The organism is Streptomyces sp. SDr-06 (assembly GCF_003324565.1).
Lineage (GTDB): Bacteria > Actinomycetota > Actinomycetes > Streptomycetales > Streptomycetaceae > Streptomyces.
In genome coordinates, this window is the sequence record NZ_QOLA01000003.1 from 447,173 (window position 1) to 459,953 (window position 12,781).

General features: G+C 71.8%; 10 protein-coding genes and 1 pseudogene. 5 read left to right on the forward strand and 6 right to left on the reverse strand.

The window, feature by feature from the left end:
- Nucleotides 1-70 precede the first annotated feature (70 nt).
- Genes DT019_RS10385 through DT019_RS10395 form a run of 3 tightly spaced genes read right to left on the reverse strand, consistent with a single transcriptional unit; the run spans nucleotide 71 to nucleotide 3,213 of the window.
- A complete protein-coding gene (locus DT019_RS10385; RefSeq protein ID WP_223279389.1) occupies nucleotides 71-1,495 on the reverse strand; it encodes an FAD-dependent oxidoreductase in 1,425 nt (474 codons plus the stop codon).
- A complete protein-coding gene (locus DT019_RS10390) occupies nucleotides 1,492-2,679 on the reverse strand; it encodes an MAB_1171c family putative transporter (RefSeq protein WP_114036418.1) in 1,188 nt (395 codons plus the stop codon). The genes DT019_RS10385 and DT019_RS10390 overlap by 4 nt, the downstream gene beginning before the upstream one ends.
- A 3-nt stretch (nucleotides 2,680-2,682) precedes the next feature.
- On the reverse strand, nucleotides 2,683-3,213 hold the full coding sequence (locus tag DT019_RS10395; protein WP_114036419.1) for a toxin-antitoxin system, toxin component: 531 nt from the start codon (nucleotides 3,211-3,213) through the stop codon (nucleotides 2,683-2,685).
- A 39-nt stretch (nucleotides 3,214-3,252) separates the two neighbouring features.
- Between DT019_RS10395 and DT019_RS40720 the strand changes: the two genes are divergently transcribed.
- Nucleotides 3,253-3,384 carry a hypothetical protein gene (locus tag DT019_RS40720; RefSeq protein ID WP_262985320.1) on the forward strand — a complete coding sequence of 44 codons (132 nt, stop codon included), beginning with the start codon at nucleotides 3,253-3,255 and terminating at the stop codon, nucleotides 3,382-3,384.
- A gap of 57 nt (nucleotides 3,385-3,441) precedes the next feature.
- Here the strand turns inward: DT019_RS40720 and DT019_RS10400 are convergent, their stop codons facing one another.
- Nucleotides 3,442-4,107: a helix-turn-helix domain-containing protein gene (locus tag DT019_RS10400; RefSeq protein WP_189389395.1), complete on the reverse strand. Its 666-nt coding sequence runs from the start codon at nucleotides 4,105-4,107 to the stop codon at nucleotides 3,442-3,444.
- 263 nt (nucleotides 4,108-4,370) lie between these two features.
- Here DT019_RS10400 and DT019_RS10405 point away from each other — a divergent pair, with 263 nt between their 5' ends.
- The gene (locus DT019_RS10405) at nucleotides 4,371-5,138 is read left to right on the forward strand and encodes a hypothetical protein (RefSeq protein ID WP_114036420.1); all 768 of its coding nucleotides are present in this window, start codon (nucleotides 4,371-4,373) and stop codon (nucleotides 5,136-5,138) included.
- Nucleotides 5,139-5,261: 123 nt separating this feature from the next.
- Nucleotides 5,262-7,394 (forward strand): tetratricopeptide repeat protein, encoded by a 2,133-nt coding sequence (locus DT019_RS10410; RefSeq protein WP_114036421.1) that lies wholly within the window; start codon nucleotides 5,262-5,264, stop codon nucleotides 7,392-7,394.
- A 283-nt stretch (nucleotides 7,395-7,677) separates the two neighbouring features.
- Here DT019_RS10410 and DT019_RS10420 read toward each other — a convergent pair whose 3' ends face one another.
- The gene (locus DT019_RS10420; protein WP_114036422.1) at nucleotides 7,678-8,283 is read right to left on the reverse strand and encodes a TetR/AcrR family transcriptional regulator; all 606 of its coding nucleotides are present in this window, start codon (nucleotides 8,281-8,283) and stop codon (nucleotides 7,678-7,680) included.
- 150 nt (nucleotides 8,284-8,433) lie between these two features.
- Between DT019_RS10420 and DT019_RS10425 the strand changes: the two genes are divergently transcribed.
- A complete protein-coding gene (locus DT019_RS10425; RefSeq protein WP_114036423.1) occupies nucleotides 8,434-9,450 on the forward strand; it encodes an alpha/beta hydrolase family protein in 1,017 nt (338 codons plus the stop codon).
- A gap of 13 nt (nucleotides 9,451-9,463) precedes the next feature.
- Here the strand turns inward: DT019_RS10425 and DT019_RS10430 are convergent, their stop codons facing one another.
- Nucleotides 9,464-10,711 carry a hypothetical protein gene (locus tag DT019_RS10430; RefSeq protein WP_317617750.1) on the reverse strand — a complete coding sequence of 416 codons (1,248 nt, stop codon included), beginning with the start codon at nucleotides 10,709-10,711 and terminating at the stop codon, nucleotides 9,464-9,466.
- Between the two features lie 863 nt (nucleotides 10,712-11,574).
- Here DT019_RS10430 and DT019_RS40865 point away from each other — a divergent pair.
- Nucleotides 11,575-12,243 (forward strand): annotated as a pseudogene (locus tag DT019_RS40865) (AfsR/SARP family transcriptional regulator); the annotation flags it as partial.
- Between the last annotated feature and the right edge of the window lie 538 nt (nucleotides 12,244-12,781).

Consider the following 12,781-nt stretch of genomic DNA (forward strand, 5'->3'; position numbering starts at 1 on the left):
TACGCACCCCAAATCGGCTGTGGCCGATGCGCTCAAATCCCCTGATCCGATGGCGGGTTGATGGCCTCCGCTACGGAGTCGTCTGCGGGCGCTGGGCCACCGTGAGCTCACGCTCCGTCAGCGGAGGGGCCGTCAGCCTCGGCAGGGAGGGGCCGCGCAGTACGGCCAGCACGATCCGCGGCCGGACGAGGGCGGAGCGCGGCGCCGACAGTGTCATCACGTCGAAGAGCGCCCTGGTGACGGCGGGATGGCCGGTCGCGGTGAGCAGCAGCCGGTCGACATACCGGCGCAACAGCTTGGAACCCGGGCCGGGCTGGGTGCCGATCGCGCCGGGGTAGAGGATGTCCTGCCCGACGGCGAGTTCCCAGGCGAGCGAGACCGGGCGGGCCACCGCGCGCTGGACCCGCGCGGCCAGGCCCGGGGCGGTGAGGCCGCGGTCGGCCAGGTGGTCCCGCAGCGCCTCGGCGCCCTGCGCGGCCACCGAGAGCCCGTGCCCGTAGACCGGGTTGTAGGTGGCGACCGCGTCACCCAGGACCACGAAGCCCTCGGGCCAGTTCTTCACCTTCTCGAAGTAGTTCCGCCGGTTGACGGTGCTGCGGGTGACCACCACGTCCGTCAGGGGTTCCAGGTGGCTGATGAACTCACCGACCACGGGATGCCGCACCGACCGGGCGAACGCCTCGAACTCGTCGGCGGAACCGGTGGGTTGGCCGCCGCGGGTTCCCGACAGCGTCACGAGCCAGCGCCCGCCCTCGACGGGCACGATGGTCGTGGTGCGGCCGGGAACCGGTTGGCGCGCGTCCGACTGCACATTGATCAGCGGGAACCGCTCCGTCCCCTCCGGGGCGCGGAAGATCCGGCTGGCGTAGGCGAGGCCCGAGTCGACTTCCTCGTGGCGGGGCCGAGCGACGCCGAGCGCGCCGAGCCAGTGCGGGGCCCGTGAGCCGCGCCCCGACGCATCCACGACCAGGTCGGCCTGGAGAGCGCGCTCATCGCCGTCCTGGGTGCGCACCCGTATCCCGGTCACCCGGGCCGCGCTGCCCTCCAGGGCGAGGAGTTCGGTACGGGTGAGGACTTCGATCCGCGGGTCCGCGGTGACCTGCTCGCGTACCACCCAGTCCAGCAGGTCCCGGCTGCAGGCGATCACGAACTGCATCTCGGGCCAGCGCCGCAGCCAGCCCTGGGACTGCATGGACACCAGTCCGGTGGGCAGGGAGATGCGCCGGGCGCCGGCGGCGATCCAGCGGTCGTTGAGCCCGGGCAGCAGGTGCTCCATGGCGCGCGCTCCGCCGGACCACAGCAAGTGGGCATGGGCGGCCTGGGGCAGACCCTTGCGCGGGACCGGCCCCGAGGGCAGGCTGTCGCGCTCGATCACGGTGATCTCGTCGGCGTGCTCGCGCAGTGCTGCGGCGGCCAGCATGCCCGCCGTTCCGCCGCCGATGACGAGGGCGCGACGGCGGGTGGGGGCTCTGAAGGAACGGTCGCTCTCGCTCAATGGACTTCGCTCTCTGGCAGGGCCGCGTGCCCGGGGGCCGCTGCGGCGACGGATGCCTCACGCAGGACGGCGGAGATCCGCACCAGATCACGAGGGCCTTCGGCGGTGGTGGGTTCAGCGGTCCCGAACGAGTCTAGGATCTTGCCTTCGGGGTCGGCGATGCGGGCCCGGACCGCCGCCGTCAGCATCGCCGCGTCCGCCACGGCCTGGGCCCGTTCCGGATCGGAGCCCTTCGCGACGGCCGCGGCATGAGCACGGGCATGCTCCGCACGGTCGAAATACGGATGCAGGGCGAGCAGGCCGTCGTGGATGTCGGACTCCCGGCGGGTCAGGGAGAGCTCGGCGGAGGACCACCACAGGAGGCGGGCCGAACGGGCGTGACCGGGGGCCACCGTGTTCAGCTCGCGCCACAGGGGGCCGAGTTGGCGGTAGACGCCCCAGCTGTGCCAGCTGTCCGCGAGCCGCTGGCAGACCAGGGGCAGACAGAACCCCACCGCGCTGACCTGGGCGCCCACGGAAGCGAGGATCGGCGCGAGGTCGGTGCTCAGCCAGTCCCAGTCACCGCCGGCCCACCGGGCGAAGACGGCTGCGAACTTCGCCCCCGCGTAGAGCGTGTTGAACGTGTAGCCGAGCATGATGATCAGCAGCCCGATGCGCAGCCATCCATGGACCTGGAGCGCCCACCGCCAGCACAGGTAGTTCATGGTGACACCCGCGACGGTGACACCCATGAGGTAGAGCACGATCATCTCGCGGATGTACGGCGTCTTGGCGTAGTACGTGTCCAGGTCCCGCAACCGTTCGACCGGGGCATCTCCGAGCAGGAAGAGCGCCACGAGCAGGACCATGTGCACGCTGTACCCGGCGATCCAGCGGCGGGAGACGCGCCGGGTCTGCTCGGCGGGCCCGCCGCGCCAGTTGACGATCAGTACGAGACAGGACGCGCTGAACCCGCTGAGCAGCGCGTACACCAGCGGGGCGGAGAAGTTGGTGATGCCGGTGAGCTCGTTGACCTTCGCGATGGTGGGCGGGGCCGCGAAGAAGAACACCAGACCGGCCATGGCGAGCAGGGCGCACACGGCGCGCATCAGCGGGTCGCGCCAGGCACGCACCAGTGAGGGCACCTTGAAAGCGAGAGCGGCCGCCATCGCGGCGGCCGGTACGTAGTAGGAGGGACCCTGCACGCCTCAGCCCTGCGGCCCGCGGTACCCCAGCGAGGCCTCGATGCGGCCGGCCAGCATGTCGCGACGCACCGGTCCCCGCATGCCCGAGCCGCTGAGCCAGGGGCGGCATTTGCTGCCGAGCAGCACGCCGAAGCTTTCGGCGTCGGTCTCCTCGGCGAGGTGCGAGCGGGTGCGGGCGGCCACCTTGCGTACGGTGTCGCTTACATCGGCGTCGGGCGAGAGCAGCCGGGCCGCGACGGCCGCGCCCTCGACGTGGTGACTCCCGTGTCCCGCGTTCATGTGCCACAACTCATGGCCCAGGATGACCAGTTGGTGGTCCGGCGCGGTCCGCTCCTCCACCACCACCAGATCGCGGTCCGCCATGTCGAGCCAGAGTCCGCTCGCGGTGCCGGGCGGGAAGGCCGCCATGCGGAACTCGACGGGGCGGCCCCGGCGCTTGCTCATGCCCTCGCACAGGGCGGCGTACAGAGCGGTCGGCTCCGCCGGGGCGGGGATCGTGATACCCGCGACCAGCTCGCCGCACAGCCGGCGCATCTCCTTGCCTATGCCCACCGTTCTCCCCGCCAGCCGTTCATGGAGCAGCACTTCGTCGAGCAGCCCGTCACTGTGCAGCCTGCCGAGCCGTACGCGATTGATCCAGTCATCATTGAGCCGGAGTTCGTTGAACTCGGCATCATTCGACGGCCGGAAATGAACGGACGGTGACGTCCGGGCAGGCTGGTGGGTGCGGCGGGGCCATGCCGCCGCGAGGTGCGGGTCATGTCAGGACTCCGACCGCTTGACGCTCTCCAGGAGCATGTCGAGCCACTCCGTGACCTTGTCGCGGTGCTTGTCGGTGGGGAGCTGGGCGGCCCGCCAGGCGATGCCGCGGACCCCGTGGTCCTGGAGCAGGCGTTCCAGGGCGTCGCCGCCCGGCGCCCCGGTGAGCGTCACCTCGCGCTCGCGGCCCGCCAGTTGCTGGAGCAGTTCCTGCTCGGTGCGCAGCAGGGCGCCGCCCAGCGCGTCGGTGTCGTCGGCGGTCAGGAAGCCCGCGTGGACGCCGAAGAACCGCTGGATCGCGTCACAGTGCTCCATCGTCGGCCGCCGGTCGCCGTTGATCAGCGCGCCCGCCTGCTGGCGCGACATGCCCGCGCCGTCGGCGATCTCCTGCTGGGTGTGCGGGCGGCCGTTGGGCTTGCGGCGGGTTCTGCGCAGCAGGCTGAACCGCTGCAGGAAGCGCGCCTGCAGATCGGGTTCGCCGGCCGGCTGCCCGTCGAGCAGCGCGCCCACGACGTCGGCCGGAACACCCGATGCCTCGGAGAGCCGGTGGACGTCGAACACGTCCGCCTGGCTCATGCCGAGCTTGTCGGCGAGCTCGGCCACACGGGCGACGACGGCCGCGAGGGGGCCCGTGGCCGCCGGTCCCGGTACCAAGAAGCCGTCCGTCACCAGTAGTTCTCCTAGATCATGCGAGGTTGGTGGGCACAACAGTGGATGCTCCGGAGGTTAGCGGGTCCCGGCAACAACAACCAGAACTTGCCACAGTTGTGGCGCAATCAACGCTTCGGGGGGCCGGAATGCCACGATGCTTGACATCATTGTGTTGGCGGTATCAGGATCGCCACGCGGTGTGAAGATCGCCCTCCGAGCCCCGGGCGGGCCCGAAGGCCGGCCGCCGCACCCGCGGGCCAGCAAGAGGAGTCGCGTACTCGATGGCGGAAGAATCGGTGGCGAAGGATTCGGTGACCAAGGTTCCGGTGGCGCACGTCCCGGTGGTGGGGCGCCCGTTCGCCCTGGTCCAGGAGCGGCCCGGACAGCAGGCGGCCGCGGGGGAGCGTGCCGCCGACGACACGGCGTCCGGGAGAACGGACGCCACCGGGCTCCCGGACGACCCCGAGTTCGCGGCCTACGTCCACGACTACTTCGCGATGACGGACGCGCTTCCCTTCCCCTCCGTGGTCCTCGACCCGGGCTGGGGCGTGGCACACGCCAACGCGGCGTACGACGCGCTCTTCGGCGGAGTGGGACCACACCCCACCGCCATGCCCGGCCACAACTTCCTGCGCTTCGTCCTGTTCCACCCGGACGCGGCCAGCGTGCTCGCCGAACACGAGACGGCCTGGTGCCTGCCGATGCTGGCCCAGTTCGCCGAGGCGTTCGCCGACGATGAGAGCGCTCCCGGGCTGTGGGACATCCGCCGTGAGATCGCCGACGACCCGATCATGGACGCGGCGTTCCGCCTGGGGCTGCCGCACTGGGTCGAAGCCGTCGGCGACGCGGCGGTGCACCACGACGGCGCGGAACGCCACGTGCGCCACCCCGACCCGGCCCGCGGCCGTACCAGCTGCCGCCTGATCAGCGAATCCCCGCGCACCCTGCGGGAGTTCGGGCTGCGCAGGCTGACCCTGGTGCTGCGCGAGGCCGAGCCGACCGCGCCGCGCCGAGGCCGCGCCCACCTCAGCGTGGTGCCGACCCGCTAGCCGCCCCGAGCCCCCGCGCACCGCATGGTTTCGGCCAAACCCGGGCGAAGTCGGCCTGCCGGAAAGGATGTTGCTAGCGTGGCCGCGGCAGGCCGGGGCGGGTAGCGGAATCGGGGGCGGGACATGCTGGATCCCACATCGACGGCAGCCGTCGCCGCCGTGCTCGGCGCGGTCGGCTCGGGACTCGCCAACGAAGCGGGCAAGGCGGCCTGGGAGAGCGCCGGCGGCCTGGTCCGCCGCATCGTCGGCCGCGAGGTCCGCGCCCCGCGAGGAGCCGACGAACTCGACGGCGTCGCCCGCCAGGTGCACGACGCCTTACGCGGGGACCCCGCCCTCGCCCGCGCCTGGACCGCGTTCGCCCGCAGCGCACCGCGCCCCGGTCATCCCCACCAGGTGCCCGCCCTGCACGCCTCCACCCGCTTCTTCACCGACCGCGACGGCGAGCGCAAAGCCCTGACCCGCGAGGCCTCCCGCGCCGCGGACGGCCGGCCCCGGGTGGCCGTCCTGCACGGCCCGCAGGGCATCGGCACCAGCGCGCTCGCCCTCCACTGGGGCTGCACCGAACTGCGCCGCTTCCCCGACGGACAGCTGTACGCCGACCTGCGCGGAACCGGCACCGGTGCCGCCGCGGGGGCCGATCCGTCGGCCGTACTGCGCCTGCTGCTACGGCAGTTCGGCATCCCGGCGGCGGAGATCCCGCCCGGCCCCGACGACCGCCAGTCCCTGCTGCGCGCCTGCACCGCGGACCGGCGGCTGCTGATCGTCCTCGATCACGCCCGGTCCGCCGCGCAGGTCCTCCCCGTCCTCACCTCCGCGCCTGGCGTGTTCGTGATCGTGGCGGCCCGTCACCCCCTGCCGGGCCTCGACGCGGTCGGCATCCCGGTGGGACCGCTCTCCGACAAGGACGCGCGGCGCCTGCTCACCGACGTCGCCAAGGCCCAGAACGTGGCGCTGGACCGGGCCGCCCTGCCCGCCGTCCTCGCCCGCTGCGCCGGTTCCCCCTTCGCGCTGCGCGCCGCCGCCGCGCGCCTCGCCGCACGCCAGTGGCGCGATGAAGGAAGCGCGGGAGGCGACGCGGCCCGCACCGCGGTCGCGGACGGCCTGCGCGCCCTCGAACCGGGGGCGGCGCGCGGTCTGCGGCTGCTCGCCCAGCGCGACTGGCCCGCCATCGGCGCACCGATGGCGGCGGCCACCCTCGGCCTCGACGAGACGGCCGCCGAACGCCTCCTCGGCGAACTCGCCGAGAGCCGCCTCATGGAGAGCGCGACCAACGGCAGGTACTGGATCAGACCACTGATCCGGGAGTACGCCGTGACGGAGGCACTGCGCGAGGACGGCCTCGCGGCGGCCGAGGAGGCCGTGCGGCGCGCGGTGAACTGGTGTGTCTCCTTCGCCGAACCCGCGAGCAGGGCCGCCCTCCGCCAGGGCTGGCGCCTGGGCGACCCGGAGCAGCCCACGTCGGCCGGCGTGCGCTACACGGACGCAGGCGAGGCGCTGACCGTGCTGCACGACGAACTCGGCAACCTCCTCCAAGCCATCGGCGCAGCCGAGGAGTTGAGGGACGCGGACTCGGTGTTCCGGCTCAATCAGGCGCTGTGGCCCGTGCAGCTGAAGATGGGCTGCCACGACGAACTCCTGCCCGCACTGCGCGCGGGCGTCCGGGCCACACTCGCCCAGAACCCCGGCTCCCGCGAGGCCGCCCGCATGCACACGCTGCTCGGCCTCAACCTCACGGAGCTTCGCCAATGGGCCGAGGCTGAGAGCGCTTTCACGGAGGCCGCCCGCATAGAAGAAGCCGTCGGTCATACCCGGGGCCATGCCACCGCCGTCGAGTCCCTCGGTCTGCTGCGGCTGCGCGAGTGGCGCCACCAGGAGGCGTACGACTGCTTCGAGGCGGCGGACCGCATTCTCGACGGCGTGACCGCGGACGGGGAGGGCGCCGGTGATCTGCCGCGCGCCCGCGCTCTCCTGGAGCGTCACCGCGGCCGGGCCCTGCGTGGCCTCGGGCGCTGGGCGGAGGCCGAAGCCCGCCTTGAGAGCGCTCTCGCGTTCTTCCGCGGCACTCACGAGCCGTACAACACGGCCCGTGCGCTCACGGACCTCGCCGAGACCTTCGAGGCCGGCGGCCGCGTCTCGGACGCGCTGCCCCTGATTGACGAGGCGATAGCGGCGCTGGCGAACGAGCAGGCCCATTACCACCTGATCCACCTGAGAGCGCTCCGTGAGCGATGCGCGGGGGAGGGCCCGGGCGAGTGAGGTCCGGCTGCGCCGGGCGGGAGAGCGCGTTCAACTCTCTGGACGCGGGTACGACTCCGGCATCGTTCGCAGAGTGAAGCGGGCCCAGCTCCGGTCCAAGGCAGCGGTTGCCGCGATCCTTCCGTCCCGGTGCGGGGGGTCGGTGCTGGCGGCTGAGGCGGCCCCTCAGCTTGGTGCCGGTGCCGGTGCCGGTGCCGGTGCTGGTGCTGGCCCCGGTCCCGAGCCTGCGGTTGCGGCGGTCTCTCCGTTCAGTGAGAGCGGTATCAGCCCAGTGCGAGCGAATTCAGTCCGATGGCGCCGACCGTGGCTGCCGCAGCCCTTGAAGGAGGAGCGCGACCAGCCTGCGGGGGTCGTAGCGGGGGTCGCTGTCGCGGCCGATGCAGAGGTTGCCGATGCCGCACATCAACTCGTAGGCGTGGGTGCCGGGCCTGATCTCCCCCGACGCCTCCGCGGCGTCGAGCAACTCCGCGCAGACGGGCACCAACCGGTCGAGGAAGTAGGCGTGCAGCGCGTCGAACCCGCTGCTGTCCGACTGCATGGCGTTGGCCAGTCCGTGCTTCGTGACCAGGAAGTCGACGAACAGGTCGACCCACTGGCGCAGCGCCGCGAGCGGTGAGTCGCTGTCGGCCAGCAGGCTCGGGCCCGCCTCGGCGCACGCCTCGACCTGATGGCGGTAGACCGCGACGACGAGGTCCGCCCGGGTGGGGAAGTTGCGGTAGATGGTGCCCATCCCGACGCCCGCACGGGCCGCGATCTCACGGATCGGCGCGTCCACGCCGGATGTGACGAAGACGGCGGCGGCCGCGTCGAGCAGCGTCTGCTGGTTGCGCAGCGCATCGGCCCGCTTGCCGCGGGGCGCCCCCTCGCCCGCAGGACTTGTCCTGGCCACCACGCACTCCTTCCGATGGTCATTGACTAAGCGGAACGGCGTTCCGTATAGTAAACGGAACAACGCTCCGCTTGCAGCCTAGCTCAAGCCGGACGCTCCCGACCGCCTGCCCGAAGGCCGTCGAAGGAAAATCGAGGGGAAACGCGCATCATGAGTGCACCGACACCGACCCCCGCAGCTGACACCGTCAGCTCGCCTACCCAGCACGAAAGCCCTGGGGCTTCCGCACATCCCGTACTCTCCGTCAGCCCGATCGCGCTCCCTGTCCCCGGTCGCCCCGTCGACCTGGAACTGAGGATCTCCGCACCCCTGACCGGAACCGATCTGCCGATCATCCTGCTCTCCCACGGCCAGGGCTTCTCCAACCACCTCTCCTCCCTGAGCGGCTACGCCCCGCTCGCCAACTACTGGGCGGCACACGGGTTTGTGGTTGTTCAGCCCACCCACCTGAGTTCGAGGACGCTGACCCTCGACCCCGACGTCCCGGGCGCGCCGCTGTACTGGCGATCGCGGGTCGAGGACATGAAGCACATCCTGGACGGGCTCGACACGATCGAGTCCGCCGTCCCGCAGCTGCGCGGCCGTCTGGACCGTGACCGAGTCGCCGTGGCAGGCCACTCGATGGGTGGGCACACGGCGAGCCTCCTGCTCGGAGCCCGCCTCACCGACCCGGACGACGGTACGGAGGTGGATCTGACGGAGCCCCGGATCAAGGCGGGCGTCCTGCTCGCCGCGCCGGGCCGGGGAGGCGACGCTCTCACCAAGGAGGTGGCTGAAAACTTCCCGGTCTTCCTGACCACCGACTTCTCCCGGATGGCAACCCCGACGCTCGTGATCGCGGGCGACCAGGACACCTCCGCCCATATGACGGTGAGCGGCCCGGACTGGCACGCCGATCCGTACCTCCTGGCCCCGGGACCCAAGTCCCTGCTCACCCTCTTCGGCGCGGAGCACGGCCTTGGCGGCATCTCGGGCTACGACGTGGCCGAGACCACGGACGAGAACCCCGCCCGAGTGGCCACGGTCCAGCACCTCACCTGGGCCTACCTCCGCTCTCGGCTCCACCCCGGGGATGACGCTTGGCAGGCGGCGGCACAGGCGTTGTCGGCCGAGCCCGACCCGCTGGGGCGGATCGAGTCCAAGGACGGCGCCACTGGCCCCAAGTAGCTCCATCGGTGGGTCACTTGGTGACCTTCACCCGGTGCACGACACTTCCCGTGCGCACGATCAGTCCGCCCTCGGCCGCCTCCTCGACGGTCCGGCCCGCTGTCAGCCACGCGTACAGCGCCGAGACCGCGGCCCCGGGATCGAGTCCGGCGGGATCGCCGGTGAGGTGCACGAGCGGTCCGTTGCGCTGTCGTACGGTGCACTCGCCCGGCCCCGTGATGTAGGCGGCCAGGGCGCTGTGCGGGTGGCGCGCCAGCACCTCGCGCGTCCACAGCCCGGGCGACCCGAACCGTAGGTCGTCCGGTGAACCTTCACGCAACAGGACATCGGCCAGGGTCAGTTGACCTGGATCGCGCGTGTCTTCGTGGACCGCAATGTGGGCTTCGCCTTCCCTGTCCGGCTCGTACCAGGGGTCGGCGTACCGGGATACATGAACCTCATCCGGAGAGCCCGCCCCCACCTTCGTGAGCACCTTCAACGGGGCGGTGAGCGGAGAGAGTTGGCGGGGCGGCAGCGGAAGTCGTTCGAGTAGCGGGGGCCACGCCGGTTCCGGGATGTTGATCAAACGGTAGAAGAGGCCGCGCAGGAGAGCTGCCGATTCGCCGGGTGAGGAGGTGGTCAGACGGGCCGGCCCCGCCAGTGGTCGGTGGCTCGTGATCAGGTCGTGCAATTGCGTGGCCAGAGGTGTGTGCGGCTCGAACCGGGGAGCGCCGCGTACGAATTCGGCCACCGGCGACCGGGGGTCGAGCCCGTTCAAAGGAGCGGCGCCGAGCAGAACGGGGGTGCCGAGGGCTGCCGCGTAGTAGCTGACGGAACCGTGATCGCCGATGACGGCGTCCGCCGCCAGCAGTGCCTGGCGCCAGTCGCGCAGAGGGTCGATCAGTGTCAGCCCGCCGCGCAACGCCCGATCCAGCCAGGCCCGGATCTGCCCGGGGCCGTGCCCATGCCAGATGTTGGGATGCAGCACGGCGGCGATCCGGTACTCGTCGGCGGGCAGCTCCGCGGTGAGCCGGGGCAGTAGCGAAGGGAGCACGTCGTCCCCGCCGCCGTCACCGAACAGCGACTCCGGGTTCCAGGTCGAGTTCAGCAGCACCAGGCGCTGGCCCCGGCGTACCCCGAGCGCCTTCTGGAAGCGCTCTCGGTACGGCCGGGCCGCCAGCATCCGGTCGAAGCAGGGATCCCCGGCGAGGGTCGCCGTGGCAACGGCCTCCGGGCACGCCGTACGCAGCCGGTCCAACTGCTCGGGGTGTGAGAGGACCATGGCGTCCGCGATGGGTATGCCCTCATGCAGCAGCCACTCGGGGGAGAGGCCGAAGACGGGTGACGGCGAGAGAGCGCTCTCGGGTGCTGGCTGAGCTCGATCACGATCAGTCGCGCCCGCTGGGGCCGGGACCGGGGCTGAGCCCGGGGCCGCGGGCGAAGGGTGTCCGGTGTCCGGTGTCCGGTGTCCGGTGTCCGGTGTCCGGTGTCCGGTGTGGAGAGCGTCTTATTGTAGCCGACACCATGTGAGAGGAGGGCCAACTTGCCTGAGATGCGCTGGAGTTGGCCGCCGAGGCTGGCCGTGATGGCCAGGTCGACCTTGGTTTCGAGCGCCTGCTCCCATGGCAGCACCGGCACCCCGGTCTCGGCCAGCAACGACTCCACTCCGTCCTCGAAGGCCGAGGATCCGGTACAGGTGGCCAGGAGCTGTATGCGGAGGTCGTCGTGGAACAAGGGCAGGACGTCGAGGAGCCTGGTCGCTGACGTCACGTTGTGCACCACGAACAGCACGCGCCGGCACTGGCCACGGGTCGCCCAGCGCGCGGCGTCGTCCCCGACCGGCACCCGAATGCGCCGACCACCGGACCCCGTCACCGCGCCACCCCCAGCTCCACGCCCGTCATCCCCTCGTTGTGGTGCGGCCACGATAGCCAAGGGGCCTGTGGGCCCCCGCGTGGGTGGCGGGCCCGCACGGGGCTCCGGGCAGCGCTCTATGTGCGCCCGCAGTCCTCACGTGCGCCCGCCTTTTGTGGACCGAGCGCCGACGGGGGAGCGCCGTGGCGCGTGCGGGCGCCCAACGGGCTCGGCGGCCGGTGGGCCGGGAGGCTTGGACGATGCGGGTCGGCCACCGGAGAGAATGAGCGGGTGAAGCTCCGCTATCGCATACTCGGACCGACGCAGGCACTGCGCTCTGACGGCAGTGAAGCGCGGCTGGGGGGAGCCCGCTTGAGAGCGCTCCTCGCCGCGCTGGCGGCAGGTGCTGGGCGTGCCGTCCCGCAAGCCACGCTGATCGCGCAGGTGTGGGGCGAGGGGGACGCGCCGCCCACCGACGAGGCCGGGGCGGTGCAAGCGCTGGTCGGACGGCTGCGTCGGACGCTCGGGCGAAGCGCAGTGGAATCGGTGCCCGGCGGCTACCGGCTCGCCGCCCGTGCCGACGAGATCGATCTCTTCCGCTTCGAGCGCCTCGCGGCGGAAGGCGCGACCGCGCTGGCCGCTGGAGATCCTGAGCGGGCAGGTGGGCTCCTGGACGAAGCCCTTGTTTTGTGGCACGGCCCAGCGCTCGCGGATCTCCCGTCACGCGACGGTGACCCGCTGGTGGTGCGGGCCGAGCGGCACCGCGCCGATGCACGTCGAAACCGGCTGGCGGTGGAGGCGGAGCTGGGTCGTGCCGAGAGCGCTCTCGGCGAGCTGGCCGCACTCGCCTTCGCGGCTCCCCTCGACGAACCGCTCCAGGCTCTCCATATCCGCGCGCTGCGAGCAGCAGGACGCTCGGCCGAGGCGCTCGCCACCTACGAATCCGTACGGGGAGCGCTCTCCGAGCGCCTCGGCACGACCCCCGGGCCAGAGCTGGTGGCTCTGCACGCCGAACTACTCAATCCGGAGCGGCATGCCGCGAGCGCTCTCAAAGGCTCGGGGCAGGGGAGCTCAGGCCGAGGGGGCTCCGACCACGGGGGTTCGTTCGGTGTGGGTTCGGACCCGAATAGCACGGGCCACCTGCGCTCAGGCCCGCTGAAGTCGGACCACACGGGTTCGTCGGATGTGGTGCCGCCCAACACGGCCTCGCACGGAGCGACTCCGCCGTACACGGACACGAGCAATGGGCCCTCGGGCGGCCCGGGCTCCGGGCGCACAGCCTCGGACTACACGGGCTCCGGGCACACGAGCTCGGACCACATGGCTTCCGGCCACGTAGCCTCGGACCACACGGGCTCCGGCCACACGGCCTCCGGGCAGACGGGCTCGGACCACATGTGTTCCGGCCACGCAGCCTCGGACCACACAGCTTCAGACCACACGAGTTCCGCCGACACGGCCCCGGACCACTCGACCTCGGGCCACACGCTCTCGAGCC